26 protein-coding genes are annotated in these 24,945 nt (G+C 74.1%); 14 read left to right on the forward strand and 12 right to left on the reverse strand.

The features are described from left to right. Window positions 1–62 precede the first annotated feature (62 nt). Both ACSMX9_RS15425 and ACSMX9_RS15430 read left to right on the forward strand, forming a co-directional pair. Window positions 63–989 carry a tryptophan 2,3-dioxygenase family protein gene (locus ACSMX9_RS15425; RefSeq protein WP_445394710.1) on the forward strand — a complete coding sequence of 309 codons (927 nt, stop codon included), beginning with the start codon at window positions 63–65 and terminating at the stop codon, window positions 987–989. Beyond that, window positions 986–2,350: a kynureninase gene (locus ACSMX9_RS15430; protein ID WP_445394711.1), complete on the forward strand. Its 1,365-nt coding sequence runs from the start codon at window positions 986–988 to the stop codon at window positions 2,348–2,350. Before ACSMX9_RS15425 ends, ACSMX9_RS15430 begins: the two co-directional genes overlap by 4 nt. Here the strand turns inward: ACSMX9_RS15430 and gdhA are convergent. Together gdhA and ACSMX9_RS15440 are read right to left on the reverse strand one after the other, a co-directional pair. After that, window positions 2,343–3,701, reverse strand: a complete 1,359-nt coding sequence (gene gdhA / locus ACSMX9_RS15435; RefSeq protein WP_445394712.1) for an NADP-specific glutamate dehydrogenase — start codon at window positions 3,699–3,701, stop codon at window positions 2,343–2,345. The genes ACSMX9_RS15430 and gdhA overlap by 8 nt on opposite strands. Window positions 3,702–4,035: 334 nt before the next feature. Then, the gene (locus tag ACSMX9_RS15440; RefSeq protein WP_445394713.1) at window positions 4,036–4,503 is read right to left on the reverse strand and encodes an SRPBCC family protein; all 468 of its coding nucleotides are present in this window, start codon (window positions 4,501–4,503) and stop codon (window positions 4,036–4,038) included. A 271-nt stretch (window positions 4,504–4,774) separates the two neighbouring features. Here ACSMX9_RS15440 and ACSMX9_RS15445 point away from each other — a divergent pair, with 271 nt between their 5' ends. The 3 genes from ACSMX9_RS15445 to ACSMX9_RS15455 all read left to right on the forward strand — a co-directional run bounded on the left by ACSMX9_RS15445 (window position 4,775) and on the right by ACSMX9_RS15455 (window position 5,849). Further along, entirely contained in the window at window positions 4,775–4,969 is a 195-nt protein-coding gene (locus tag ACSMX9_RS15445) for a hypothetical protein (protein WP_445394714.1), read from the forward strand. Between the two features lie 61 nt (window positions 4,970–5,030). Then, the gene (locus ACSMX9_RS15450; protein ID WP_445394715.1) at window positions 5,031–5,564 is read left to right on the forward strand and encodes a putative immunity protein; all 534 of its coding nucleotides are present in this window, start codon (window positions 5,031–5,033) and stop codon (window positions 5,562–5,564) included. Between the two features lie 51 nt (window positions 5,565–5,615). Beyond that, window positions 5,616–5,849 (forward strand): hypothetical protein, encoded by a 234-nt coding sequence (locus ACSMX9_RS15455; RefSeq protein WP_445394716.1) that lies wholly within the window; start codon window positions 5,616–5,618, stop codon window positions 5,847–5,849. A gap of 12 nt (window positions 5,850–5,861) precedes the next feature. Here ACSMX9_RS15455 and ACSMX9_RS15460 read toward each other — a convergent pair whose 3' ends face one another. Further along, window positions 5,862–6,425 carry a hypothetical protein gene (locus ACSMX9_RS15460; protein WP_445394717.1) on the reverse strand — a complete coding sequence of 188 codons (564 nt, stop codon included), beginning with the start codon at window positions 6,423–6,425 and terminating at the stop codon, window positions 5,862–5,864. After that, window positions 6,422–7,033: a hypothetical protein gene (locus tag ACSMX9_RS15465; protein WP_445394718.1), complete on the reverse strand. Its 612-nt coding sequence runs from the start codon at window positions 7,031–7,033 to the stop codon at window positions 6,422–6,424. The genes ACSMX9_RS15460 and ACSMX9_RS15465 overlap by 4 nt, the downstream gene beginning before the upstream one ends. Window positions 7,034–7,132: 99 nt before the next feature. On the opposite strand from ACSMX9_RS15465, the gene ACSMX9_RS15470 reads away from it, so the two are divergent. From ACSMX9_RS15470 to ACSMX9_RS15480, 3 genes are all read left to right on the forward strand, one after another. Next, complete coding sequence (locus ACSMX9_RS15470) at window positions 7,133–7,969, forward strand: helix-turn-helix domain-containing protein (RefSeq protein WP_445394719.1); 837 nt, start codon at window positions 7,133–7,135, stop codon at window positions 7,967–7,969. Then, entirely contained in the window at window positions 7,966–8,175 is a 210-nt protein-coding gene (locus ACSMX9_RS15475) for a DUF397 domain-containing protein (RefSeq protein WP_445394720.1), read from the forward strand. Before ACSMX9_RS15470 ends, ACSMX9_RS15475 begins: the two co-directional genes overlap by 4 nt. Before the next feature lie 190 nt (window positions 8,176–8,365). Continuing rightward, window positions 8,366–8,578, forward strand: coding sequence for a DUF397 domain-containing protein (locus ACSMX9_RS15480; protein WP_445394721.1), 213 nt, complete (start codon window positions 8,366–8,368; stop codon window positions 8,576–8,578). 79 nt (window positions 8,579–8,657) lie between these two features. Here the strand turns inward: ACSMX9_RS15480 and ACSMX9_RS15485 are convergent, their stop codons facing one another. After that, window positions 8,658–9,419, reverse strand: coding sequence for a hypothetical protein (locus ACSMX9_RS15485; protein WP_445394722.1), 762 nt, complete (start codon window positions 9,417–9,419; stop codon window positions 8,658–8,660). Window positions 9,420–9,665: 246 nt separating this feature from the next. On the opposite strand from ACSMX9_RS15485, the gene ACSMX9_RS15490 reads away from it, so the two are divergent. The 3 genes from ACSMX9_RS15490 to ACSMX9_RS15500 all read left to right on the forward strand — a co-directional run bounded on the left by ACSMX9_RS15490 (window position 9,666) and on the right by ACSMX9_RS15500 (window position 13,476). Beyond that, entirely contained in the window at window positions 9,666–10,400 is a 735-nt protein-coding gene (locus tag ACSMX9_RS15490) for a Crp/Fnr family transcriptional regulator (RefSeq protein WP_445394723.1), read from the forward strand. 257 nt (window positions 10,401–10,657) lie between these two features. Beyond that, window positions 10,658–13,180, forward strand: a complete 2,523-nt coding sequence (locus tag ACSMX9_RS15495) for an ATP-binding protein (RefSeq protein WP_445394724.1) — start codon at window positions 10,658–10,660, stop codon at window positions 13,178–13,180. Between the two features lie 65 nt (window positions 13,181–13,245). After that, a complete protein-coding gene (locus tag ACSMX9_RS15500; protein ID WP_366114490.1) occupies window positions 13,246–13,476 on the forward strand; it encodes a hypothetical protein in 231 nt (76 codons plus the stop codon). 388 nt (window positions 13,477–13,864) lie between these two features. Here ACSMX9_RS15500 and ACSMX9_RS15505 read toward each other — a convergent pair whose 3' ends face one another. The 4 genes from ACSMX9_RS15505 to ACSMX9_RS15520 all read right to left on the reverse strand — a co-directional run bounded on the left by ACSMX9_RS15505 (window position 13,865) and on the right by ACSMX9_RS15520 (window position 17,234). Continuing rightward, window positions 13,865–15,835 carry a M48 family metalloprotease gene (locus ACSMX9_RS15505; protein ID WP_445394725.1) on the reverse strand — a complete coding sequence of 657 codons (1,971 nt, stop codon included), beginning with the start codon at window positions 15,833–15,835 and terminating at the stop codon, window positions 13,865–13,867. Then, entirely contained in the window at window positions 15,832–16,548 is a 717-nt protein-coding gene (locus tag ACSMX9_RS15510) for an RNA polymerase sigma factor (RefSeq protein WP_445394726.1), read from the reverse strand. The genes ACSMX9_RS15505 and ACSMX9_RS15510 overlap by 4 nt, the downstream gene beginning before the upstream one ends. Next, entirely contained in the window at window positions 16,545–16,778 is a 234-nt protein-coding gene (locus tag ACSMX9_RS15515; RefSeq protein ID WP_445394727.1) for a hypothetical protein, read from the reverse strand. Before ACSMX9_RS15515 ends, ACSMX9_RS15510 begins: the two co-directional genes overlap by 4 nt. A gap of 162 nt (window positions 16,779–16,940) precedes the next feature. Beyond that, window positions 16,941–17,234, reverse strand: a complete 294-nt coding sequence (locus tag ACSMX9_RS15520; protein WP_445394728.1) for a hypothetical protein — start codon at window positions 17,232–17,234, stop codon at window positions 16,941–16,943. A gap of 281 nt (window positions 17,235–17,515) precedes the next feature. On the opposite strand from ACSMX9_RS15520, the gene ACSMX9_RS15525 reads away from it, so the two are divergent. Next, the gene (locus tag ACSMX9_RS15525) at window positions 17,516–18,622 is read left to right on the forward strand and encodes a hypothetical protein (protein ID WP_445394729.1); all 1,107 of its coding nucleotides are present in this window, start codon (window positions 17,516–17,518) and stop codon (window positions 18,620–18,622) included. Window positions 18,623–18,653: 31 nt separating this feature from the next. Next, complete coding sequence (locus ACSMX9_RS15530; protein WP_445394730.1) at window positions 18,654–19,523, forward strand: DUF3592 domain-containing protein; 870 nt, start codon at window positions 18,654–18,656, stop codon at window positions 19,521–19,523. A gap of 75 nt (window positions 19,524–19,598) precedes the next feature. Here the strand turns inward: ACSMX9_RS15530 and ACSMX9_RS15535 are convergent, their stop codons facing one another. Next, a complete protein-coding gene (locus ACSMX9_RS15535) occupies window positions 19,599–20,771 on the reverse strand; it encodes a serine/threonine-protein kinase (RefSeq protein ID WP_445394731.1) in 1,173 nt (390 codons plus the stop codon). Between the two features lie 338 nt (window positions 20,772–21,109). Here ACSMX9_RS15535 and ACSMX9_RS15540 point away from each other — a divergent pair, with 338 nt between their 5' ends. Beyond that, complete coding sequence (locus ACSMX9_RS15540) at window positions 21,110–21,727, forward strand: nuclease-related domain-containing protein (protein ID WP_445394732.1); 618 nt, start codon at window positions 21,110–21,112, stop codon at window positions 21,725–21,727. Between the two features lie 4 nt (window positions 21,728–21,731). Here the strand turns inward: ACSMX9_RS15540 and ACSMX9_RS15545 are convergent, their stop codons facing one another. Then, window positions 21,732–22,631 carry a phosphorothioated DNA-binding restriction endonuclease gene (locus ACSMX9_RS15545; RefSeq protein WP_445394733.1) on the reverse strand — a complete coding sequence of 300 codons (900 nt, stop codon included), beginning with the start codon at window positions 22,629–22,631 and terminating at the stop codon, window positions 21,732–21,734. Window positions 22,632–22,819: 188 nt separating this feature from the next. Continuing rightward, complete coding sequence (locus ACSMX9_RS15550; RefSeq protein ID WP_445394734.1) at window positions 22,820–24,178, reverse strand: PASTA domain-containing protein; 1,359 nt, start codon at window positions 24,176–24,178, stop codon at window positions 22,820–22,822. Window positions 24,179–24,945: the final 767 nt, after the last annotated feature.

Raw genomic sequence — 24,945 nt, forward strand, 5'->3', positions numbered from 1 at the left:
ACCGGGGCCCCCTGTCGAAAGGGCAGGGGCGGACCGCCACCCGAACAGGCACGGAGACAGCGATGTCCCACCAGACGCACCAGCACGGCCCGACGACCCCGCCCGGCGGGCGACCGCAGGACGCGACCGGGCCCGAGACGGCGCCGCACCTCGACTTCCAGGGGACCACGCCCTACGAGGACTACGTCCACGCGGAGGTGCTCACCCACCTCCAGCAGCCCCTCTCGGACGATCCGGGGGAGATGGTCTTCCTGGTCACCACCCAGGTCATGGAGCTGTGGTTCACCGTGATCGTCCACGAGTGGGAGACCGCCTCGCGGGCCCTGCGGGAGGACGACGTCCCGGCGGCGACCGCCGCGCTGAAACGTTCCACCAGGGAGCTGGAGGCCCTGAACGCCTCCTGGCGCCCGCTCAGCGCCCTCACCCCCGCACAGTTCAACTCCTACCGGGCCGCCCTCGGCGAGGGCTCCGGCTTCCAGTCGGCGATGTACCGGCGCATGGAGTTCCTGCTCGGCGAGAAGTCGGCCTCCATGCTCGTTCCGCACCGGGGCGCGCCCCGCGTGCACGCCGAGCTCGAAGAGGCGCTGCACGCCCCCAGCCTGTACGACGAGGTCCTGCGGCTCCTCGACCGCCGGGGCCACCGCATCCCCGCAGAGGTCCTGCACCGCGACCCCACCGCGCGCTACGCACCGTCCCCGCAGGTCGAGGACGTGTGGACGGCCCTGTACGCCGCCGAGCGCCCGGCCGGGGCCCCGGATCGCCCGGGCGAAGCCCGCGGGGACGCCGATCCGGAGCTGCTGCGGCTCGGGGAGGCGCTCACCGACGTGGCGGAGCTGGTCTGGCGCTGGCGCAACGACCACCTGTCCGCCACCCGCCGGGCCATGGGCGCCAAGCCCGGCACCGGCGGCTCGGCGGGCGTGGCCTGGTTGGAGAAGCGGGCCGCCAAGACCGTCTTCCCCGAGCTGTGGACCGCCCGGAGCCGGGTGTGAGGCCGCCCGCCGGCACCGGCGCCACCGCGGACCGTCCGTTGGCGCGCAAGGCCGCCGAACTCGACGCCGCCGACCCGCTGGCCGCCCGCCGCGACCTGTTCGCGCTGCCCGGGGAACCGCCGGGCGCGGTCTATCTGGACGGCAACTCGCTGGGCGCGCTGGCCCGTTCGGTGCCCGCCCGGGTCGAGGAGGTGGTCCGCCACGAGTGGGGCGAGCTCCTCATCCGGTCCTGGACGGACAGCGGTTGGTGGCAGGCCCCGCAGCGGGTCGGCGACCGGATCGCCCCGCTGCTCGGCGCGGCCCGCGGCCAGCTCGTGGTCGGCGACTCGACCAGCGTGAACGTCTTCAAGGCCGTGGTCGGCGCGGTCCGGCTGGCCCGGGAGGCGGATCCGGACGCCCCGTTGCGGGACGAACTCGTGGTCGACGCCACCACCTTCCCCACCGACGGGTACGTCGCCGGGTCGGCCGCCCGGATGACCGGCTGCACGGTCCGGGCGGTGCCGCCGGCCGAGGTGCCCGGGGCGCTCGGCCCCCGCACGGCCGCCGTGCTGCTCAACCACGTCGACTACCGCACCGGGCGGCTGCACGACCTGCCCGGGCTCACCGGCGCGGTCCACGCCGCCGGCGCGCTCGCGGTCTGGGACCTCTGCCACAGCGCCGGCGCCCTCCCCGTCGACCTGGACCTGCACGGGGTGGACCTCGCGGTCGGCTGCACCTACAAGTACCTCAACGGCGGGCCCGGGGCGCCCGCCTACCTGTACGTGCGCCGGGACCACCAGGACCGGTTCGACTCGCCGTTGCCCGGCTGGAACGGCCACCGCGAGCCCTTCGGGATGCGCCCCGGGTACGAGCCGGCGCCCGGCGTGCTGCGGGGGCGCGTGGGCACCCCCGACATCCTGTCCATGCTGGCCCTGGAGGAGGCGCTCACCGTCTGGGACGGCGTCTCGGTGGAGGCGGTGCGCGCCAAGTCGCTGGCGCTCACCGAACTCTTCCTGGAGTGCGTGGCCGCCTACCTGCCGCCCGGCCGGGTCGAGGTGCTCACGCCCGCCGCCCGCGCCGAGCGGGGCAGCCAGGTGGCGCTGCGCTGCGCGGACGCCGAGCGGGTGATGGCGGAACTGCTGGCCCGGGGCGTGATCGGGGACCACCGGGCCCCCGACACCCTCCGCTTCGGCTTCGCCCCGCTGTACGTGGGCTTCGCCGAGACCGAACGCGCGGCCCGCGCCCTGGCCGAAGCCCTGGGCACGGACCGCACGACGTCCGGCACCGGCACGACGTCCGACACCGGTGGAACGTCCGGAACCGGCGTGACGTCCGGGGCCGGTGGAACGTCCGGAACCGACGGGAGGGCCGGGATCAGATGACGCCCTGCGCCAGCATCGCGTCGGCGACCCGCTCGAAGCCCGCGATGTTGGCGCCCGTCACGTAGTCGCCGGGCGCGCCGTAGCGCTCGGCGGTCTCGTGGCAGGTGGCGTGGATGTCGTTCATGATGTGCGTCAGCTCGTCCTCGACGCGCTGCGCCGACCACGAGGTGCGGGCGTGGTTCTGCGCCATCTCCAGCGCGCTGACCGCGACGCCGCCCGCGTTGGCCGCCTTGCCCGGGCCGAAGGCGACCCCGGCCTGCTGGAACAGGTGGACCGCCTCGGGCGTGGTCGGCATGTTCGCGCCCTCGGAGATCGCCTTGACCCCGTTGCGGATCAGCACGGCGGCGTCGTTCTCGTCGAGTTCGTTCTGGGTGGCCGAGGGCAGTGCCACGTCCCCGGGAACCTCCCACACCCGTCCGCCGGGCACGAAGCGGGCGGAGGCGCCCCGCCGGGCGGCGTACGCGTCGACCCGGCCCCGCTCGACCTCCTTGATCTGCTTCAGCAGATCCAGGTCGATGCCCTTCTCGTCCACCACGTAACCGGAGGAGTCGGAGCAGGTCACCGGGTTGGCGCCGAGCGCGCGCAGCTTCTCGATGGTGTAGATGGCGACGTTGCCGGAGCCCGACACCACCGCGGTCTGGCCCTCCAGGTCCTCGCCGCGCTCGCGCAGCATCGCCGCGGCGAACAGCACGCTGCCGTACCCGGTGGCCTCCGGGCGGATCAGCGAGCCGCCCCAGCCCTGGCCCTTGCCGGTGAGGACACCGGCCTCCCAGCGGTTGGTGATGCGGCGGTACTGGCCGAACATGTAGCCGATCTCCCGGCCGCCGACGCCGATGTCGCCGGCCGGCACGTCGGTGTGCTCGCCGATGTGCCGGTACAGCTCCGTCATGAAGGACTGGCAGAACCGCATGACCTCGCCGTCGCTGCGCCCGTGCGGGTCGAAGTCGCTGCCGCCCTTGCCGCCGCCGATGCCGAGGCCGGTCAGCGCGTTCTTGAAGATCTGCTCGAAGCCCAGGAACTTGATGACGCCCAGGTTGACGGAGGAGTGGAAGCGCAGGCCGCCCTTGTACGGGCCCAGGGCGCTGTTGAACTCGACCCGGTAACCGCGGTTGACCTGCACCCGCCCGCGGTCGTCCTGCCACGGCACCCGGAACATGACCTGGCGCTCCGGCTCGCACAGTCGCTCCACGAGCCCGGCCTCGGCGTACTCGGGACGGGCCGCGAGCACCGGGGCCAGGGTCTCCAGGACCTCGTGGACGGCCTGGTGGAACTCGGGCTGGGCGGGGTTGCGCCGTTCGATGTCGGTGAGGAGGGTGCCGAGGGTTTCTTGCACGTCGGATCGCGTCGTCACGGAATGGGTGCCTTCCTGGCGCGGCTATCACCGGATCGAAAGCGGCTGGCGTGCTCGCTCGACTCCGGTACAGCGATGAGCGCTCGGCGTCGTTGCCGCGCGCGGGGGCAAGGGTCAGTGTTACGCGCATGTAAACCACTTGACCAGTACCTTGAACCCGGCTGGCTCAATATGTGAGACGAAAGAGTGTGGAACAAGTCGCACCGGTTCATTGACAAGAGTCTCAGGCGTCCCACTCGCACCAACCGTAGCGACGCGTGCGGGCACGGTGATATCTGTCGGTTCACCCGGATCCGGCCGGCCGCCGCGCGCTCGGTCCGCTCCGCCCCCGTGGTCAGGAGTCCGCGCCGCCGTGGCCGTGCCGGTCCAGCTCGCCGGCCAGACGGCGCAGCACCCGGCGGTTGGCCCGGCGCATGGTCGCCCGTACGGCGGGGGCGAGGAGCCGGTCGGCGAGCGGGGCGTGCACCCAGGCGTACGTGAACGACACCCGGCTCCCGCCGGCGGCCGAGGGCTCGATGAGGTAGGTGCCGTGCGCCCGGCGCCGTCCACCCGCGCTGACGTTGCGCTCGACGATCCGCCGAGGGGGTTCCGCCTCGACCACCTCGATGGTGACCTCGGACGGGACCCCGCCCAGTACGGCGGTGACGAGGGCCCGCGAACCGACGCCCCGGTCGGGGCCCTCGTAGCGCCAGTTCCTCAGGTAGTGGTCGGTGAAGCGCTCGTGGTGGGCCATGACGTCGAGGAAGTCGAAGACCCGTTCGGGGGTCTGGGGTACGTCGATCGACACGGTGACGGCCTTCATGTGCGGCACGGTACCCACCCGGCGCGGGCCGGCGGGGGAGAACGTCCCCCTTCGCGCCGTTCGAACACCCGAGCGAAGTCGGTGCGGGTGCCGCTCCGGTTCCGTCTCGAACCCGGCCGCCCATCCGTCGAATCCGGGCGACTGCCGAATCAGAACTTGACGAACCGTCAAATCATGTGCAGGCAAAAGGATTCCATCGAGAACCTCAAGACCGTGCCACGCGATCGCGCACACCCCTCCCCCGGCCGGGGGCATCGTCGACGATGTCCCCGTGACCAACCTCATCAGCCCCCTGATCTCGGCCTTAGGTGCTCTCACCAGCACGGCCCTACTCGTCTACGCCGTCCGTGACCACTCTTCCGAAGAGTCGGTCCTCTGGATCGTCGGCGCGGCGGTCCTCTTCCTCGTCAACGGGTACGTGCTCGTGCGGGACGTGTGGCGCCTCCGTTCGGGGTCGACGGACTGACGGGCGCCGCCCGGGAAAATTCGGCGGCCGGGCACCGCCGTGCGATGACAGGATCGGGCGCATGACGAGCGCCCCCGCAGACTTCGAGCTGACCATGGACGAACTGCGGGCGGTCGCCCGCTACGCGGTGGAGAGCGCGGAAGCGGTGCTCCCCGTCTTCGAGGCCGGCAACCCCGAGGACCCCCGCCCCCGGGCCGCCGTCGACGCCGCCCGGGAGTTCGTGAACGGCGCCCGGCGGACCAGGCTCCAACGGATCACCGCCCTGGACGCGCACCGCGCCGCCCGCCAGGCCGCCACCGAAGCCGAGCAACTCGCCGCCCGGGCCGCGGGCGACGCGGCAGCCGCCGCCTACCTCCACCCCCTCGCCAAGGCCACCCAGGTCGGCCACATCCTGCGCGCCGCCGCCTGCGCGGCCCGGGTGGCGGAACTCCAGGCGGACGGGGACCCCGCAGCCGGCCTGGACTCGATCGAACGCGCCCGACTGCGGGCCACCCCGGTCGTCGTCGACGTGCTCAGCCGCTACCCGGCGGCGCCGTTCGGCAGGAGCAGGGTGGCCCGGCTGATGACCGCCCTGGACGAAGGACTGCGGAAGTAGTCCGCATCCCTCCAGGGGGGCGGTTCGTTGCCGGGCGGAGGTGAGCCGGTCATGAGCGCGTCCGGCGGCACGGCGGTGGTGCGTGACTGGACGTTCGTCCTGTACCCGGAACGGCGCCCGAGCGGGCGGGACTCCGACGCGTCCGACCACGCGAACGCCCTCGCCGGCGGCGAGATCGGTCGGGAGGAGGACCCGGGCGGGGTGCGGTTCCCCTGCACGGTGCCGGGTGCCACGGCAGGGGAGGTGGGACCCGGGCCGTCGAGCGGCTCGCCCCGGTGGGCGTGACGGCGGCGGAGGTCAGGACGCCGCCGAACGACTTCCGCTCGACGGACTGAACCCGGGTATCGGCCGGAGGTGCCCGGGCGGCACGGGGCCGGGGTCGGCCACCGGCCAGGCGGTGAGCGCGTACCAGCCCGTGTGGTCGCCGCTGACCAGCAAGAACGGCTCTCCGGAGGCCAGTTGGCGGCGGGCCTCGTTGCGGCAGCCGTCGCGGTGGGCCCAGTCGCGCAGGGCGGTGGGCACGTCGTCCGGGTACCCGGCGCAGGGAGCCGGGTCGGGCCGCAGGGCGCGGACGACCGGGTGCGGGGCGGCGACCGGGTCCGGGTCCAGCCCGTTGGCGACCCGCACCGCCTGACGGCGCAGCCAACGCAGCACCCGCCCCGGATGCGGGCTGCTGAACGTCCCCAGCACCACCCTCCCCCGCCCACCGGTACCGGCCACCGGCCCCTCCGCGAGCACCAGGGCGCGGTACACGGGCCACGGCCGGTCCTCGGGCGCCGCCGGGACCGGGACCGGGGTCGGCCGCCCGCGCACTCCGGCGCGGGCGCGGGCGCGTGCGGGCCGGGCCCGGCGCCCGATCACGTGGTCACCCCGGGCAGGGTGCGCGGGTCGACGCCCAGGGGCGGGTCCCACTGCACGGTGTCGTGCAGGGAGCGCTGGTACCGGCGGTGCCCGGTGGCCCGCAGGTGCTCCTCGGCCCAGGCCAAGGCCCCGTCCGGGGTGCGGGTTTCGGGCCCCAGCGGGGGAGCGGCCCCGCACCGCGGGCTCCCGGACACGCACTGGACGTGCGCCCGCACGCCCCAGGACTCCACCTGCTTGAGGGTCCATTCCAGGTGGCACCACCGCCGCTTCACCCATCCGGTTCCGCAACCACCCTCCTCGCTCCGGGCGTTCACCTCCTCCAGCGCCGGCCGGAGCCGGTCCAGTGCGGTGGCCGGACGGAGGTCCTCGCGGCGGGCGTCCCACTCAAGGCCCCCGCCGGCCGGGCGGAGCGCGTAGAGGTTGCGGCTGATGTGCATGACCTCCCCGACGCGCCCCCTCCGCGCGTCGTAGGCGAACGCGCCAACACCCATCCCGTCGCCCGGAGTTCCGTCGGGGAAGGCTTCCGGAGGCTTTTCCTCCGCCACCCTCCCGTGCTGTGCGGCGAACGGGAGTTCGTTCAACTCCGCAGGAATGTTCGGGTCAGACACCGATAACTCCTCTCCGTAGTGAATCCACTACCGGGCAGGCTCAGGGTGGCCTAGAGTCGAATTCCCTTCAACCTGGTAGCCACGAAGGAAGAGTTGGCCATGAACAGGAAACAACTGGACCCGGAATCAGGACCGGTGGCGGCCTTCGGAGCCCGTTTACGGAAGGAGCGCGAGGCGCGCGGTTGGACGCAGGAACACCTCGCCGAATTGATGGGCTATTCCAGTCAGCACATCTCGGCTATGGAAACTGCTCGGAAACCGCCGACCCTTCGCAGTGCGCTGGAGGCCGACAAGGCTTTCGGACTCAAGGGCAAGCCCGAGTCGTTCGAGCGCTGGTACCGCGAGATCAAGAGCGGCAGCCTGCTGGAGGGCTTCTCCGAGTACGTGGTGCTGGAGGGCAAGGCCGAGGAGGTCCGGCTCTTCGAGGTGGGCTCGATCCCCGGTCCGCTCCAGACCCGGGAGTACGCCACGGCCATCGAAGCGGGCTACGTCCGGCGCGGCGCAATCTCCGGCGAACAGGCCGAGGAGCGGATCGAGGTACTGATAGAGCGCCAGGCAGCGCTGGCCCGGGAGACCCCGCCGCTGATTCACGTCATCCTGGACGAGAGCTGCATCCGACGGATTGTCGGCGGACCCGAGGTGATGAGGCGCCAGTTGGAGCACCTGCTGGAGTTCGCCGCACGGCCGAACACCGCCCTCCAGATCGCCCCCTACGCCATGGGGGAGCTGCGCCCCTTCACCCGGCTGGTGAACCTGCTGACGCTCAAGGACGGCTCCGTGCTGGCCTACGAGGAGTCCCAGCGCCAGGGCTTCCTGGACCGGGAAATCACGACGGTCAGGCCGTTGGTGAGGGACTACCATCAACTGAGCACAGAGGCGCTGTCGCAGGCGGAGTCTGTGGCCATGATCGAGCAGGCACGGAAGGGCATCTCGTGACGGTAGAACCCTTGAACTGGATCAAGTCCTCGTACAGCGGCGGCGGCGGTTCCTGCCTCGAATGGGCGCCCGCTCGTGCCGCCGCCACCGGTGCGGTGCCGGTGCGGGACTCCAAGGCCCTGGACGGTCCGGTGCTGAGCTTCCCGGCCAGCGCGTTCTCCTCCTTCGTCGCGGGTGTCAAGACCGGCGAGTTCGACGAGGTCTGAGCCCGCAACCATCCGGCGCCGAACGGCCCCGCCCCTCCCCCACGGGGAGTGCGGCGGGGCCGTCCTGTTCTCGCCGCCTGCTGCTCGCGGTGGTTCCCTCAGCGGTCGTACCCTCGGCGGTGAGGCGGACGCGCGGTCCCCTGTGCGTGCTCCACGCCCGTGAAGGGACCAGTATGGAAGAGGAGTTGGAGTGAAGGCGACAGAATCCGTGGGCTGGGTCAGGTCTTCGTACAGCGGCAGCGGCGGGACCTGCGTCGAGTGGGCGCCGGGCGGCGCGGCGGTGACCGGTGCGGTGCCGGTGCGTGACTCGAAGGTTCCGGTTGGTCCGGTACTGAGCTTCCCCGTGGCCGCCTTCTCGTCCTTCGTCGCGGGGGTCCGGGCGGGTCGGCTCGACGGGGCGTGAGCCGTTCGGGTCGGGTCCGTCGTGGGCGTCCACCTCCGGCGCCGGGCCGCTGGTAGCGTCCCGGCACCGTCAGGCTGCATTACTCCCCGCCGCCACCGACCCGGACGTACTGGGTGCCGTTCTGGAGGGCGTTGACGACGGCGTCGCCCGATGCCCTGTTCTTCATCGTGACGCGGCCGGCGGCGGGACGGTCGTCGGGGGCGGGCCGCGGGCCTTCGGCGGGGCGGGCCCGGCGGGCGGCTGCCGGGGCGGGGACGAGGTCCCGGCGGCCGGGTACGTGGAGCCATGCCGACCCGGTGTACTCCTTCTCCGTGACGGGCGTGGCGTGGAAGGACGCCGGGTCGATCCCCGGGCGGCCGGGGCACACCGTCTCCTCGTGGAAGTGCTGCGAGACGACCAGGGCGGTGGCCGACTCCGGGGCCCGGGCGAGGGCGCGGCGGAGCGGCGCGGAGTCCAACAGCCGGGCGAGCACTTCGAGCGGGCGGCCGGTGACCCGGCCGTCGGGGCTCACGTGGACCTCGCCCGCGTGCAGGGCGACCCGGACGCGCACCCGGGTGAGCGGGCCGGCCAGTTCGTTGTGGGCGCGTAGCCGGGCTTCGAGCTCGTGGACCAGGGGGTGGATCAGCCGGGCCTTCGGCAGCCCCGCCGGGGCGGTCACCCGCAGGCCGTCGCCGAGGTCGTCGCACAGGCACCCGTCCCAGTCGATTCCGCTCCGCCGGAACGACTCCCGGAGCGCGGCGAAGAGGGCCTCGCGGACCCGGAGGAACGCCGGACTCCCGCGCCCCGCCGAGCGTTCGACGTCCACGGCGAACAGGGCCCGGTACTCGCACTCTTCCGCCATCCGTACCTCCTGGTGTCGAAACGGGTCGAAGGGTCGTTGCAGGGCGTGCTCCCACCGCGTTCCGTCGGACGCGGCGCGCGCCGTGCGCTCCCACCCTGGCCCGGCCGAATCCGCCGGATCCCGTCGCAATACCGGATGGACGCGGGAATCTCAAGAGCGGACTTCGGTCCCCGCCGGGTCGAAGTAGCCTGTGTGGCCCAGCGGCTCGGGACGGCGGCCCCGCAGCGACGGGAGGCGGAGGGACGCATGAGCGGTACGACGCCGGACCGGTGCGTGGACACGGGTCGGACGGCCGACCCGCGGCGGCCCTGGACACCGTCGAGCCTGCTCGGCTCGCTCCCCGGGCCCGCCCGGGACCGGTTCCTCGCCCTCGGCACGCGGGTGGAGTACGGGACGGGGCGGGTCCTCATGCGCGAGGGCGACGAAACCGCCTTCGTCCTGGTGCTCCTCGACGGGGTGGTGAAGGCCACCGGGCGCACCCACGACGGACGGGACGCGCTGCTCGCCGTCCGGATGCGCGGGGAACTCGTCGGCGAACTCGCCGCGATGGACGGGGGGTCCAGGTCGGCGACGGTCACCACCTGCGGCGCCGTGACCGCCCGGGCCGTGGGCCGTGAGGCGTTCCTCGGCTGTCTGCACCGCGAACCGGCGATCGCCCGTGCGGTCAACGCGTCCGTCGTCGCCAAGCTCCGCGCCGCCAACAACCACCGCATCGACTTCACCGGCTGCGACGCCGCCACCCGACTGGCCCGGGTGCTGCACCAGATGGCCCTGTCCCACGGCGAACGCGTCGACGGGGCCCTCGTGATCCGCTGGCCCATCACCCAGCCCGAGTTGGCGACCCTGTCCGGCACCGCCGAACCCACGGTGCAGAAGGCGCTGCGCCGGTTCCGTGAGGCGGGCGCCGTCTCCACCGGCTACCGGGCCATCCGGATCGAGGACCTCTCCGTCCTGCACGCTCTCGCCTACGACCGCCCCTGAACCCCGGTACGCACCCGAGACGGGCAGGCAGCGTGCAGCACATGCGGAGAAACCGTCGTATGACGGGATCCGACGTCGAAGCCCCGGCTAGCGTGACGGCCACGGTACCCGGGACGCGACCACGCCCCGGACGTCGAACCGGCCGTCGCGGGGCACGGCCACGCGGAACCCCGACCAGACCGACGAGACCGTCGACACCCACGGTGGCCCAACGGGGGGCGGCCGCGCTCCGCGGCGCCCGGGAATGAGAAGTGACGATGGACGACAGGGACGGAATCCCGCAGCAGCCGGCCGGATCCGCCGAGGACGCGCACGACGGCGCCGGGCGCCGGCGGGGACGGGGCGGGGAACGGGCGGGCGACACCTACGGCGCGTCCATCGGCGGCACCATGACGGGGCCGTTGGTCGTGGGCCACCACAACGTCGTCATCGACGGCGACGGTTCGACCGTGAACCTGGTCACGCCTCGGGAACGCCCCACCCCACGACGCCGGGAACAGGCCCTGCTCCTGCCCCGCAGGTCACCCGAACTGATCGGCCGTGAAGTCGAGTTGAGCGCACTGGAGGCTGCCGTGCGGGCGGGTGGCCTGGTGCAGCTCTGGGGGCCGCCGGGGGTGGGCAAGAGCAGTCTGCTGCGGCACGCCGCGCGCTGCCTGGAACCCGGGCGGGACGGCGTGCTCTTCCTGAGCGCCGCCCACCGGGAGGTCGAGGACCTCGCCCAGGAGGTGTTCGAGGCGTGCTACGAGGCCCCGGGGTACGCGCCCACGCGAACGGAACTGCGGCGACTCATGGCCCAGGTGGAGGTCACCGTCTACGTGGACGACGCGGACCAGGACCCCGAGCGACTGCGCGCCCTCGCCGACGCCGCTCCGGCCGCCACGTTCGTCTTCGCCGGCCACGAACGGACCCTGCCGGGCGAGAGCGCGCAACTGGCGCTCCAGGGGCTGCACCCCGCGGCGGGCCTGGAACTGCTGGCCAGGGAGCTGCGCGGACCGTTGCCGCCCAGCGAACGGGTCGCGGCCGAGGAACTGTGCGCCCTCTCGCTGGGACGCCCGCTCCTGCTGCTGAGGGCGGCCGGGCTGGCCCGGCTGGACGCGTCCGGCACCGGCCTCACCCTGCCCCGACCCGCCTCCGTCCAGGGCTTGCTGCCGCTGCTGCTCCCGCGCCTGGACGCCACGGCGCTGCGGGTGCTGGACCTCCTTGCGACCCTGCCGGACGCGGAGGTGGCCCCCGGCCACATCGGGGCGCTGTGCGGGGCGGACGACCCGGACGCCCTCTGCGCGGAGCTGACCGCACTGGGGCTGACCCTCGCCGCGGAACGCGGATACCGCTGCGCCCCGGACGCGGTGCCGGAGGTGCGGCGGCGGTCGCCCGAACCCTTCCCCGTCGAGCGGCTGTGCGACCACTTCACGGAGTGGGCCGCCTCACCGGCCGCCACGCCGGCCCAGGTCGCGGATCACGGAAGGGCCTTGGAACTCGTCGCCGAGCTGGCCGAGCGGCAGGGACGGCCGGAGCTGGCGGTACGGCTCGCCCGGGCGGTGTCGCCGCTGCTGGCGCGGTCGCTGCGGTTCGGGGTCTGGGGCCGACTCCTCGACCGGGGCCAGGACGCCGCCCGGCGGGCGGGCGACGCCACGGCGACCGCGTACTTCACCCACGAGAGGGCCGTCCGCTGCCTGCTGATCGGGCAACGGGTGGCGGCGGCGGTCCTGCTGGCCGAAGCGGTCGTGCTGTGGCGGGAACTCGGCGACGACCGGGGCGCCGAGGCCGCACTGAACGCCCAGCAGTACGCGCCACCGGAACCTGCGGCCCCCACCGACCCGGGCCCGGGTGCCGACCCGCCCGCCCCGGACCCCGGCACGGACGCGACGAACCCGGCCCAGGACCCGCATCCGGACCGGGGCGTCGACCCCGGCCCCCAGGACGTGGGCCCCGCCGGCAGCCCCGACACGGCCGCCGCACCGCCCACCGCGCCCGACGCCCCCGCCGCGTCCGCCCCGTCCGAGGCCCCCGCGCAGCCCGAGGCCACCGGGACGGCGTCCACCCCGGACGCCGGCGGGCCTACCCGGGCCGACGGGCCCGACCCGGTGGCGGAGGCGGCGTCCACCTCTCCCGCCCCGCCCGTACCCGACGGCTCGGCACACCTGCTGGACCCCACGGGGCACACCGTCAGCCATGCCGCCGCGGCCCCCACCGCACCCGCGGTGGGGGCGGTCGGTGCGGGCGGGGCGGCCACGGGAGGCGCCTCCGCCTTCGCCGGCCTGGGCGGCATGGTCAAGGTGCTGGCCGCCTTGGTCACGGCGGCCCTCGTGGTCGGCACCGGCATCCAGCAGGAGTGGTGGACGGACCGCGCCGCGTCGTCCACGGACACCAACGCCGGCACGTGGCAGGACCGGGCGGGCAGCAGCGACGCCCCACGGGACGCGGAACGCGAACGGGCGTCGGCCAGCCCCAGCCCGCTCACCGACGAACTGGCGGGAGCGTGGCGGGACGGGTCGGGCAACACCTTCCAGGTCGCGAAGACCGGTTCCGGCTCGTACGCCCTGCTGGTGGGGGCGGGCTGCGGTGACACCGAAACCGTGCGCCTCAGCGGCGGCGACGGCAGCTACAGCGGAACGGTCCCGGTGAGCGACCGGACGTCCTGCACGGTCGTCGGACGGGCGGACATGACGGTCAGCGTGGCCACCGACGGCGACACCGCGCAGGTGGTCACGACGGCCCGACTCGGGGCCGACCGGGAGTGCTACAACTGCGGGACCCAGACCTGGACCCGCCTCGCCTGACCGACGACCCGGGCCGTCCGGCCGCCAGCCGGACCGCCCCGGCCACCTACGAAGGGAAGCGCACCATGACCGACTCGTCGGGTGACCACTTCACGATCAGTGTCGGCGGAGACGCCAACGGCCCGATCGCCGCCGGCCACGACATCCGGGTCGAGGTCCACCACCGGACACGGCTCCCGCCCCGGGCCGAGGAGTCCGGCACGGTCCAGGAGAACCTCGCGAAGGACCGCTCGGCCCTCTACACCGTCCAGGAGGGCGAACTGCACGTGCACCACGAGGCACCGCGGCAGGAGTGACGGACCGCGGGCGGACCGGCGGCACGGGCGGTCGCGGGGACGGGACCGGCCCGGATCAGGGGTCCGACGACTGCCGGGCGCGGCGGTCATCAGGTCCGGACTCCGCTCGTACGCCCGTAACTGCGCCGGGAAGAAGAAGTCGAAGCGCATGCGCAGCAGCACCCCGGCGAGCAGCAACAGGGGGGCGAGGCAGAGGGACGCGCCACCGACCCAGTGCTCCGCAACAGGGCGGCCGGGCGAGACGGACGGGGTTCGGGTGCCGGTCATGGGCCCACGATGGCGCCGCCCCGGGCGCCGCGTCGTCGGAGCACGGACCACACTTCGGGATCGGACCACGGTCGTACGGCCGCCCCTCCGGCGGCCCGCGGGCGGGCCCCGGCCCGGGCCGTCAGCCGGGGCCGCCCCGCTCGGCGGGCCGGACGGGGACCGGGACGATGCGCAGCACCGGCTCGCTCGGCGTGCCGAGGCCGAGGCCCGGCAGGGTCGGGCGCGGCGACGGGGGCAGCAGCGGGGGCAGCGACGGCGGAGCGGTGGGCTCGGCCCACGACGGCGGGTGCTGCGGGGAGTGCGGCCCGGGGCGCACCGGCGTCCCGTGGGGCGGGGCGACGGGCTGCGTGGGGTCCGAGTGGACCAGGGCGACGCCCCACACCGCCGTCACGGCGAGGACCACACCGACCGTCAGCGTGGTCGCCTTCCGTTGCCGTCCGAGTTCCCGAAGGACCGGCTCCGGTGCCCGCCCACCGCTCCGCCGAACCCGTGCCGCCCGCCCCGCCGACACCGTGACGGCGCTCGGCACCGGGGAGGTCGGGGCGTCCACGTCGGCGCCGAGGCGCAGCAGTTCGGCGCGGAGGGCGGACACCGCCGCCCGGTCGCGCACGGCTGCGGCGACCAGCGCGGCCAGCTGGCCGTCGGGCGCGTACGGGCACTCCAACCGGGGCCCGCGGACCCAGTCGAGCGCCCAGCGCGCCCGCCCGGCGTCGACCAGGGCCTGCCCGGTCACCGCGTACAGGGCGGCCACGAGGTGCTCCTCGGGCTCGGGTGCGTCGGTGATCCGGCGGGCCAGGGCGGCGCCCCGTCCCCGTGCCAGCAGGTCGAGGACGTCCCCGGGGGCGGGGCGCGCGGTCGTGCCGAGGTCCGACGCCGCCTCCAGCAGCCCGGCCGCCCGGTCGATGGCGCCCGTCTCCGCGGCCAGGTCGGCCCAGTCGGGCCACGGCAACGGGGCGGCCGTCGTCGATCCGCCCGCGGCGAGCAGGCGCCGCTGCACCCGGTCCGTCGCCGCGCGGTCGCTGAACGAAGGGTCGCGGAGCGGGAGGTCGTCGAACGGCGGGGGACCGGCGGGTACGCCGGACCCCTCGACGGACCGCGCCTCGATCAGCGCGAGCCGCCGGGCCAGCGGTGGATGGGAGTCCAGCGGGGAGCGGACCGCCTCGACGGGGTGCGCGCGCAGTTCCGCCGTCCGTCGACGCACGAGGGGGTCGTCCAACAGGGCGGCGAAGGTGCCGAAGACGTCCCTCGGCACGAAGCCGAGGCGCTGCACCGGCCGGAGGTGTCCCTCCACGAACGCGGCCCAGGTGATGCCGAGCGCGTGCACGGCGCGCAGCGCCCGGGCGGTCACCACCGGGCCGACCAGGGCGACCGCCCACGCGTCGGCTTCGAGTTCCTGGCGCCGGCGCACCGCGAGCGACAGCCGCAGGTACAGCCGGGCGTAACCGCGGATCACCGCCTGGAACAGCCACAGCCGGGTGAGCCCGGGGCCGCCGCTCCGCCCGGCGTCCGCGGTCATCCGCAGGCGGAACAGGGCGCTGCGCAGCGCCGCCTCCCCGCGGTACGCGATCGCGCCGAACGTGGTGTGCCGGCCCGCGTAGTGCCCCAACTCGTGGCAGAGCACGGCCCGCAGCTCCTGCGAGGTCAACCCCGTCAGCAGGGGCACGCCCAGGTACAGGGTGCGCTCGCCGGCCGCCAGGCCGAGGAACAGGGCGTGCTCGGAGACGGCGGCGTCGGCCTCCGCCGTCAGGTAGATCCGGCCCGGCGGCCGGGTGTGCGACCGCCGCGCCAGGTCCTCGACGAGCCGCCACAGCGCGGGCGCCTCGCGGCGCCGCAGCCGGACCGCGCCGGGCGGGCGCTCCTCCGCGCGGCTCACCGCGACGATCCCGTGGACGAGCGCGTAGGCCGCCGGGATGCCGCCGCCGACCGTGAGCGCCCAGCTACCGGGCTGGTGCGGCTGCTCGACCGCCATCCACAGGGCCAACCCCACCACCACCGCGTCGGCGATCAGCAGGGCGCCCGCCACCACGTAGAACCCGGCGAGCAACCCCACCGCCAACAGGGCCCGCAGCCAACCCGGTGCCCCGGCCGTCATCGCCCGCCCGCCGACCGCCGGGCCACGACCGCCCGGGCCCGGGCGACCTCCGCCGAGCTTTCCGTGACGCTGCTCCGCAGCCAGGCCACGGTGGTGCGCAGCGCGATGGCGACGGCACGGTCCCGCTCCCGGCACTCCCCGTCGTCCCACCACGAACCGGGTGCGCCGCGGTGCGGGTCGCCGGTTCCGAGCGCGGAGCAGCGACCGTTCGTCCGCCCGTCCGGGGCCAGCGCCTCCCGTAGGGTGCGTCGGGCCCTGTTCACGTGCGCGGCGACCGTGCCGCGCCTGATGTGCAGCGTCCCGGCGATCTCCTTCTGGGACCAGCCGTGCAGACAGAACAGCACGGTGACGAGACGCTGTTGCGGCGGCAGGGCCATCAGCAGCCGCAGGACGTCCAGCGCCTCCGCCGTCTGTTCGGGGCTCGACGCCGCCGGCACGGACACCTCGGGGAGCCGGTCCCGCCCCGTCCTGCGCTTGCGCTCCGTCTTCCACAACCGCTGCACCGCGACCCGGTGCACCCACGCCTCGGGCAGCTCGTAGCCGGCGATGCGGTCCCAGGCCCGGTACGCCTCGACGAACGCCTCCTGGGCGACGTCCTCGGCGTCCTCGCGGTTCCCGCACAGGGCGATCAGTTGGGCCAGTACGCGGGCGTACGCGCCGGCGAAGAAGCTCTCGAAGTCCCGGGTGCACACCGGCGGTTCCACCGCGGTCACCGGGGGCCCGCCCCGCTCGGGTCGACGGCGCCGGCCGCCGGCCGCGCGCTCACCAGGTCGCCGTTGGCGCAGGTCACCTCGACCACGGCACCGGGCCCGGCGGAGCGCACCACCATCGCCAGACCCTGCGCCCGCGCACGCTCCCGCGCAGGACGCGCCCACAGCGCCGCCAGCCCGTACACCAGCCGGGCACCCACCACCACCAGGACCACCACCACAGGGTCGACCATCTTGAGCGTCCTCCCTCGGACTCACAGCAGTACACCCTGATACAGCCGTTCGCGCCCAAGAGGTTTACCCAGTAGGCGAGTTGTTTCTCCGGCGGGTGTTCGTCAGCGGTCCGTCGGCGGCCCACGGACGGACCGCCCGGGCCACCGCGGGCGGTCGCGGGCTCAGCACCGCCGGTGCCACCAGGCCAGCTCCTCGGAGCTCTGCGGATCGTGGTGGGTGCGCCGGAGCAGGACGGCGTCCAGTTCGGCCACCGCGGCCCGGAGCTCGGAGGCCGCCCGCGCCGGAAGCATCGCCACCGCCCGTTCCAACTGGTCGCGGGCCCAACCCCGGCCACAGCAGACGCAGCTGTGCTCGGCCTCCCACGGGCGCAGCCGACGACGGTCACCGTGCACCCGGACGGACCAGACGCCGAACGCCGCCGCGACGGCGCCCGGGCTCCACTCTCCCGTTCCCACACGCGCACCGCACTGTTCGCCGCACCCGACAAGCCCGGCACGTCGCGGTAGCGCACCCCCGGACCCCGCAGGCCACGGGCGCGCGGACGGAGCGACACGGGTCTCCTACGCGGCACGATCCCCTCGATCACCGATCACCCGCCCCATTCTGCGGTGTCCGCCGGGACCGCCGCCGCCCGGGAGGGCGACCCGGCGTCGGAGGCGTCCGCGCGCCGCAGCCCCGGGCCCTCCCGCCCCGAACGGTCTTCCGGCCACCGCCCCCGCCCGGCACAATCGCAGCCATGACGACCACCACGGGGGCCGGGCCGCCCGGGCACGGTGCCCCGGTCGCCGTCGCCCGCGGTCTGCTGACGGGCACGGTGGCCGGGGCGTCGTCGGCCGCGCTGGTCGTCGGCCCGGTCATCGGGAGCGTGCCGCTGTTCCTCGCGGGCCTCGGTCTGCCCGCGCTCTGCGGCCTGCTGGCCCTCCTCGCCGGCATGGCCCGCCGTGCCCGCGAGGAGGCCGTCCCGCCCCGCACGGCCCTGGCGAGGATCGAGGCCCTGGACGCCACCGGCGACGACGAACACAGCGAGCTGACCGTCCGGTTCGACCTGACCGTCGCACCCGACGACGCCCCCGCCTACCGGGTCGAGGTCACCGAGGACGTCCACCGCGTCGACCTGCCCGACCACCGCCCGGGCGGCCTGCTGGTGGTGCAGTACCCGCCGGACCGGCCGTGGCGGGTGCGGATCGTGCGGCGGCCCACCCCCGCGTGGGAGGACCGTGCCGCCGCGGCGCGCATCGACCCGGCCCCCGGCCCGCCGATGCCGAGCCGGCCGGTGAAGGGTTCCGCGGGCCGTGCGGCCCGGCTGCTCGCCCTGCTCCTCTCCGCGAGCGCGGTCGTCCTGCTGTTCCGCGCCGACCTCTTCGCCGGGGACGCCGGGGACACCGGTGCCCGATCTCCCGGCCCGCGCCCGTCCGTGTCCGCCACCACCTCCGCCGTGGTCGTGACCTCGGGGCTGGCCACGGTCACCCTCGGCCCGGGGCAGTCCCTGCTGGACCCGGGCGAACTGCGCCGCGCCGTGGACCCCCTCACCGGGGACGGGAACGGCCGCCGCGCGCTCACGGTCATCGCGCAGGAGCGCACCCTCACCGTCGCGTTCGCCCCCACCGGCACGGCGGCGCCCGGCTTCGACCCGCGCGCCCTGCCCTACGAGCGCATCCCCGCCCTGGTCGCGCAGGCCAAGTCCGGTTCGTCCACGGGCCGTCCGCAGACCTGGCACCTCACCGCGAGCCGCGCCGCAGCGGGCCCCCTCACCATCCGGATCGTCGTCACCGGCCCGGACGGCACGGCCCGGCTGGAGGCGGACGGACGGGGCGAGGTGCTGCGGCACGCCCCCGCACCGTGACGGACCTGAGCAGGCAGGAGAGGGCAGACGCATGGACCCGCACGACTACCTCGCCCTGTGGTGCGCCGGCGGTGTCGCCGTGGCACTCGTCGGCTACGGCAGGTCACTCGCCGGCACGACCCGGGCCGGGCGGACGGTGCGGACCGCCGGCCGCGTCGAGCGGGTCCGCGAACCCCGGCACGGAGGTTCCCGCAAGGACGGCATCCCGGTGGTCATCACCTTCCGTGATCCGTCCACCGGAGAAGAGTTCACCGTCACCAACGACCGCGGGCACGGCGAGTCGATCACCGTCGCCTGGGTGGGCCGGGAACTCGGCGTCCACTACCCACGGGGCAGACCGCACGCCTACCGGCTCACCAACGGACCGCACGGCGAGGACGCGGACGACCGCGGACGCACCGTGCCCCACTGCGCGGTGCTCCTCGTCTACGCCGGACTCGTCGCCGTCGCCGCGGTCGAGTGGGGCTGGCCCTGGGCGCTGATCGCCACCTGCGGCCCGCTGGCCGTCCTCCTCGCCGGCCGCCTCCCCGCGAACCTGCGGGCGGTACGCCGCCGCCGGACCGAGACGACCGCCATGGTCACCGCCCGGGCCAGGGTCGTCGCCGTCCTCAAGGACACCGACACCGACGGGGAGGGCACCACCTTCACCACCTGGACCCCGGTCCTCGCCTTCACCACCCGCGAGGGCACGGAGGTCATCGCCCACTGCCCCTCGGCCATCCCCGACCGCGCCGACTCCCACGGCCGCTACCTCACCGTCCACCACGCGCCCACCGACCCGGCCCGCTTCACCACGGACCCCGCCGCCGAACACCGCTCCCACACCTGGGACACCGCCCTGCACCTGCTGGCGCTGTTCCTCACCGCGGCGGGGGCGGCCGCGGGGACGGCCCTGCTCTGAGCCGGCGGGGAACCTCGCCCGGGGCGGACGGCGGACGCCCCCCGGATCGCCCGACGTGGAACCAGCACGGGGTGTTCAGCGTTCGAGGTGCCGACCGACGTGTTCGCGGAGTCCGCGGGTCCACTCCTCGCGGTGACGCGCGCCTGGGGCATCGAGTTCACAGAGGTAGGCCGTGCCGTCGTGGACCCGGACCGTGATGCTCAGACGTCCCCGACGCCCGGGCACCCAGGTGACGGCGGAGATTTCGGACCAGTCGAAGTCCGCTTCTTCCCGGCCCACCCGGAGGGACACGCCGGCACCGTCCGCGGTGAGGCTCGCGGACGGACCACCGATCACCAAGTGATCGTGGTGGGGGAGTGGCCTTCGGACCGGTGGGGGCGGGGTCGCCGGTTGGGTCGGTGCCGAGGCCAGCACCGCGGACGGGGAGGGCGGGGGCACCGGAACCGTGGGCGTGCGACTCGCGGGCGGGCCGTGCACCGGACCGGTCACCTGGTCCAGGAGCGCGTGGGGCGTCGGGCGGGCGGTCGGGTTCTTGCTCAGGCAGGCCGCCACCACCTCACGCATGCCGAGCGGTACTGCGGAGAGGTCCGGGGGTTCGTGCACCGACCGGTACACCAGGGCCATGGACGTGCCCTCGCCCCAGGCGCTGCCCCCGGCGGCGCAGACCAGCACCGCGCCGAGTGCGAACATGTCGCTGGCTCCGGTCACGTCATGACCCAGAGCTTGTTCGGGGGAGAGGTACCCGGGGGTGCCGAAGGCGGAGCCGGTCGCAGTCAGCCGCGACGACTCCAGCGCTCGGGCGATGCCGAAGTCCAGCACGCGGGGGCCGTCGGAAGCCATGACGATGTTGCCCGGTTTGAGGTCGCGGTGGACGAGCCGGCAGCCGTGGATCGATGCCAGCGCCTCGGCGAGCGCTGCGGCGAGAGCACGCAACTCGGGCTCGCCCATGGGTCCGGTGGCGTCGAGGTGCTCGACGAGCGTCGGGCCCGGGACGTACGCGGTAGCGAGCCACGGCGGGTCGCCCTCGACGTCGGCGTCCACGACGGGCGCCGTGTGGAACCCGCCTACGGAACGGGCTGCCGCCACCTCCGCGCGAAAGCGCTCGCGGAAGACGGGGTCCGCCGCCAGTTCGGGTTTGGCGACCTTCACGGCGACAGCCCGTCCGCCCCGTGTCCGCGCCAGGAAGACCGTTCCCATCCCGCCCTCGCCGAGCTTGCGTTCGACGGCGTACCCCCCGATGCGATGCATGTGCCGAGTATGACGCTTGCACCGCGCCGACCCCATGCGTCTTCCCGGACTCTCGTTCGGTCAGCCGCTCCGGCCGGAGGCGGCGCAGGGCCCGTTGCGAAGTCGGTCCGGCGAGCTCCGCTTCCACCGGTCGAACTCGGGCTGTCAGCCCGGGAGTCAGCACGCTTCCAGACCGTTGCGCTGCCCCGGCCGGCAACGACGGTCATCAAGAGGACCTACAGAGCTGCACTTCGGCGCACGCTCCGAACCGGTGGGCGACCTCTGGCCGAGAAGGACCTGGTGCCGCCCCGCCCACCGTGGTGATCTGCCAGCACGACGGCGGGCAGGAGGGGGAACGGGTGGGAACCGTGCCGGGCGACCTGGCGGACAACCGGCCGGGGGACGCGATCCGCAGGAAGCTCCGGGAACTCCAACCCAACCCGGTGCTCCGGCTGTTCGGCCGCTGGCTGCCGCATTCGACGACCCGCAGCTGGTGGGACGGGCTCACCGGCGAACGCGTCACCGGCCGGAGGCTCGACGCGCTGCGGCGGCGCGGCTGGCACACCCTGCACGCCGTCCAGTGGCCCAGCGGTGCGGACGTCGACCACCTCGCGATCGGCCCGGCGGGCGTCTTCGCCGTCAACTCCAAACGGCACCGGGGAAAGACCGTCTGGTACGGGGACCGGGCCATCACCGTCAACCGGACACCCACCCGCCACGTCGTCATCAGCCGTTCCGAAGCCCGCCGGGTCTCCCGGGTCCTCTCCCGGGCCTGCGGCTACCCCGTCCCCGTCCGGCCCGTGATCGCCGTGGTGCACTCCGCGAAGCTCACGGTGAAGGGGACGGACCCGCCGGTGCTCGTCCTGGACGCCGCCCGCATCGACCGGGTCCTGTCCGGACTGCCGGCCACTCTGATGCCCCGACAGGTGGCCCACGTCTACGCCGTGGCCAGGTCCCCCCGCACCTGGACCGGATGAACCGTCACACCGGCACGGCAGGACGCGGATCGCCGTGGAAGACCTCACGGGTGTGCCAGGCGCGGTGTTCGGCGGCGACCGGACGCGCACCCGGCTGCGGTCCGACGAGGGGCCGGCCGGCGAGCGCTGTGACCTGCTCGCGGGCGGCGCTGCTGTGGCCGACGAAGCGCTGCGAGACCAGGACGCGGTGTCCGTCGTCGATGCCGAGGACGCCCTTGTCGAAGAGCTTGTGGTGCAGCGAGCACAGGCACAGCCCGTTGTCGACCTCGTCGGGGCCGTGGAAGGCCCACCACCGCACATGGGCCGCTTCCAACCCGACCGGTGCCGCACCGATCCTCCCGTCGTAGCCGCAGAAGGCGCACCGGTACTCGTAGGCGGTCAGCACCGACTCCCGCATCCGCCGGTCCCGCTGCCGGCGCGCGGGGGAGAGCCGCCCGGCGTCCACCGGCTCGGGGTCCAGGTCCAGGCCGACCGCCTCGCACAGCTCACCGTGGAGCGAGGGAGGGAAGTGCAGGTCGAGCAGGGCCCGCGCCATCCGGTGCAGCAACTCCGGCTCCCGCCGCAGCGCGGCCCTGAGGTCGGGCGCGAGCCGGCCGGTGGCCCCCGTCTCCCGCAGGTCCCGCAACCCGGTGCCCGGACTCCCCGGACCGAGGTCGGTCCGCACCTCCCACACCCCGTCGCCGACCAGGTGGTGGAAGGGGTAGGCGGGCGTCGTCCGGTGCGGAGGACCGTACTCCGCCAACAGCCGCTGCAAGTCAGCCTCCACCGCGCTGTACCGCAACTCGTCGTCGGCGTCCTCCTGGAACCGGCCGAACGCGTACAGCAACAGCAGCGGCTTGTGCGGCGCCCGGGCCCCGCCCCTGGTCCACTGCCTCAACTTCGCGGTGCGCTCGACCCAGTCCATGGCTTGTGATCGTACGACGGGGTCGGCGCCGGGGATCCGGTCCGCGAGGCCCAGCACAAACCCCCGTGCCCCCGGGTCACCGACGTGGGGGCACAGGGGAAGCGGGGGGGGGCGGGGCAGGGCAATCGTCGTCACCGTGACCGGCGCCGCCCGCGGTCTTCGAAGAGGCGGTCAGCCTCGCTTCCAGGTCATCCCGACCGCCAACGATTGCGCCCGTCCGAGCCGGGCCCGCACACCATGGGAGTACCCGCCCTGGTCACACCGACGGCACCGGGTGGCGAGCAGAACGACCCCGGATGCACGGTCGACGCCCCGCCCCCGCCGCTCGTGGACGAACCCCCACTGCCGGTGGACGAGCCCCCACTGCCGGTGGACGAGCCCCCGCCGCTCGTGGACGAACCCCCACTGCTCGTGGACGAACCCCCACTGCTCGTGGACGAGCCCCCGCCGCTCGTGGACGAACCCCCACTGCTCGTGGACGAGCCCCCGCCGCTCGTGGACGAACCCCCACTGCTCGTGGACGAGCCCCCGCCGCTCGTGGACGAACCCCCACTGCTCGTGGACGAGCCCCCGCCGCTCGTGGACGAACCCCCACTGCCCGTGGACGAACCCCCGCCGCTGCTGGACGGGCCTCCGGTGGAGGTGCTTCCGCCGACCGGACCGGTGTTGCGGTCGTCGGTGAGGTCCCGGTAGTCCGGGCGACCGTCGTCGTCCTTGTCCCCGAGCCGGAGCCCGGTCGTGGAGCAGCCGGCGTCGGGGTGCGCGAGCCCGAGGGTCACCTCGGCGGTGATGTCCTCGCCGTCCGCCGGGTCCTGTTCGCACACGCGCCAGGTGTCGTGATCCCCCGGTAGCTCGTCGTTCACGTAGTGGGACTCGGCTTCGATCGCGTCTTCATCGACCCCCAGGCCCGTCAGGGCCCTCACGGAGTCCCGCCAGGTCTCGTCCAGCAGGTCCGGCATCGTGGGCCACGGGATCTCCGCGCCGTCCTTCCCGGGACAGGGCTCGCCCGTCTTGACGGCGGCGAAGTCGATCAGCTTCCGTCCGTCGTCGTGGTCGGCCTTCTGGAAGCACACCACCCAGTCGGACCGCAGGAGGATCGAACGGCTCTCGGCGGACGCGTCGTGGAGGCCGGTGGTGTATCCGGAGTTGCGGGCCGCTGCCTCCGCCTCGTGGAGGGGCCGGCCCCGGTAGTCCGGCACTTCCGGCTCGGCGGCAGGGCTCGGGGGAGCCTTCGGGGACGGTGTGCGAGTCGCTTCCGCCGTGGGCTTGGCATCGCTCTCGTCGAGCTGCCCGCCCAGACCCGAGCCGAGCACCAGCAGGACCAGCGCCCCGAGGTTCGCACCCAACTTGGCGAACCAGCGCCACGGCGGCAGGATCCACAGCAGGACGACGACGGCGATCAGCGCGAGAAAGCCGAGGGGGAAGCTGAACGCGCCGATCAGGGCGACCAGTGCGAGCATCCCCAGCGCGGCGGGGCTCGTCTTCCACCAGGGTCTGGCCGGAGAAGCCTGAGGCGACGGTAAGGGTGCGGAGTCGTACGGGTTCATCTCAGGGCTTCCTGGGTCTGCCGGGTACGTGGACGATCCGGATGTGCGCACGCATGTGCCCTGTTCACGGATCGATGCAAGACGCCCGACTTTAGTGGAGTTTAGGGTGCGGTGAGGCGGCCTCCCGGACGTTCGGATGCGCCCGCAGTGAGTCGCACGGCGGGTGAGAGGGACAGGAGCGCAGGCTCCCCGCCGACAACGAACAACCCCCAGGTCGTCGACCTGGGGGTTCGTGGTGGAGCGGGTGACGAGAATCGAACTCGCGCTCTTAGCTTGGGAAGCTCGGGTTCCTTGGCGGCGGTTGCTGCGCTGACCTGCGGCGGGGTGGTGCTGGAGCCCCGCACCACCCCAAGGCAAGTCCCCCCTGTTCCCCGCAGTTCCCTACCGGACCTGGCACGCGAGTGGCACGGGCTCTCGTCTCATACGTCCCTTGGCGAAGCTGTGCCGGGCAGGTTTGATCCTCGGCCGACGACAGTCAGCCACGACGGTGGGTGCGCCGACCGACCACGCACGCGTGTGCCTCGGCGCACCCCCACCAGCCTCAGCCACGTTGCCATGCCGTCGACCAGGGCGAGCTGCGCTGACGGGCGTGGACTGACCGTACGAACTTCTGATCCGTAGCTCAATGTGGATCGGTCGGTGACGGTCATACCGGCTGTGCCACAGCCTCAGGAGGGTGCTTCCGAGTGGGTCTGGTCGCTGCGGTTGCTGTACTTCGCTGCTGTACAGCCGAAGCCTGTGGCGGGCTGCTCAGGTCACCGATGGGA

It is taken from the genome of Streptomyces sp. LE64, assembly GCF_052606915.1.

Bases quoted from the DNA above. Each gene is read 5' to 3' on its own strand.
- ACSMX9_RS15425 (WP_445394710.1), top strand. From the start codon at position 63: ATGTCCCACCAGACGCACCAGCACGGCCCGACGACCCCGCCCGGCGGG.
- ACSMX9_RS15440 (WP_445394713.1), bottom strand. From the start codon at position 4,503: ATGAAGGCCGTCACCGTGTCGATCGACGTACCCCAGACCCCCGAACGG.
- ACSMX9_RS15450 (WP_445394715.1), top strand. From the start codon at position 5,031: ATGACGAGCGCCCCCGCAGACTTCGAGCTGACCATGGACGAACTGCGG.
- ACSMX9_RS15455 (WP_445394716.1), top strand. From the start codon at position 5,616: ATGAGCGCGTCCGGCGGCACGGCGGTGGTGCGTGACTGGACGTTCGTC.
- ACSMX9_RS15470 (WP_445394719.1), top strand. From the start codon at position 7,133: ATGAACAGGAAACAACTGGACCCGGAATCAGGACCGGTGGCGGCCTTC.
- ACSMX9_RS15485 (WP_445394722.1), bottom strand. From the start codon at position 9,419: ATGGCGGAAGAGTGCGAGTACCGGGCCCTGTTCGCCGTGGACGTCGAA.
- ACSMX9_RS15490 (WP_445394723.1), top strand. From the start codon at position 9,666: ATGAGCGGTACGACGCCGGACCGGTGCGTGGACACGGGTCGGACGGCC.
- ACSMX9_RS15495 (WP_445394724.1), top strand. From the start codon at position 10,658: ATGGACGACAGGGACGGAATCCCGCAGCAGCCGGCCGGATCCGCCGAG.
- ACSMX9_RS15500 (WP_366114490.1), top strand. From the start codon at position 13,246: ATGACCGACTCGTCGGGTGACCACTTCACGATCAGTGTCGGCGGAGAC.
- ACSMX9_RS15505 (WP_445394725.1), bottom strand. From the start codon at position 15,835: ATGACGGCCGGGGCACCGGGTTGGCTGCGGGCCCTGTTGGCGGTGGGG.
- ACSMX9_RS15515 (WP_445394727.1), bottom strand. From the start codon at position 16,778: ATGGTCGACCCTGTGGTGGTGGTCCTGGTGGTGGTGGGTGCCCGGCTG.
- ACSMX9_RS15525 (WP_445394729.1), top strand. From the start codon at position 17,516: ATGACGACCACCACGGGGGCCGGGCCGCCCGGGCACGGTGCCCCGGTC.
- ACSMX9_RS15530 (WP_445394730.1), top strand. From the start codon at position 18,654: ATGGACCCGCACGACTACCTCGCCCTGTGGTGCGCCGGCGGTGTCGCC.
- ACSMX9_RS15535 (WP_445394731.1), bottom strand. From the start codon at position 20,771: ATGCATCGCATCGGGGGGTACGCCGTCGAACGCAAGCTCGGCGAGGGC.
- ACSMX9_RS15545 (WP_445394733.1), bottom strand. From the start codon at position 22,631: ATGGACTGGGTCGAGCGCACCGCGAAGTTGAGGCAGTGGACCAGGGGC.
- ACSMX9_RS15550 (WP_445394734.1), bottom strand. From the start codon at position 24,178: ATGAACCCGTACGACTCCGCACCCTTACCGTCGCCTCAGGCTTCTCCG.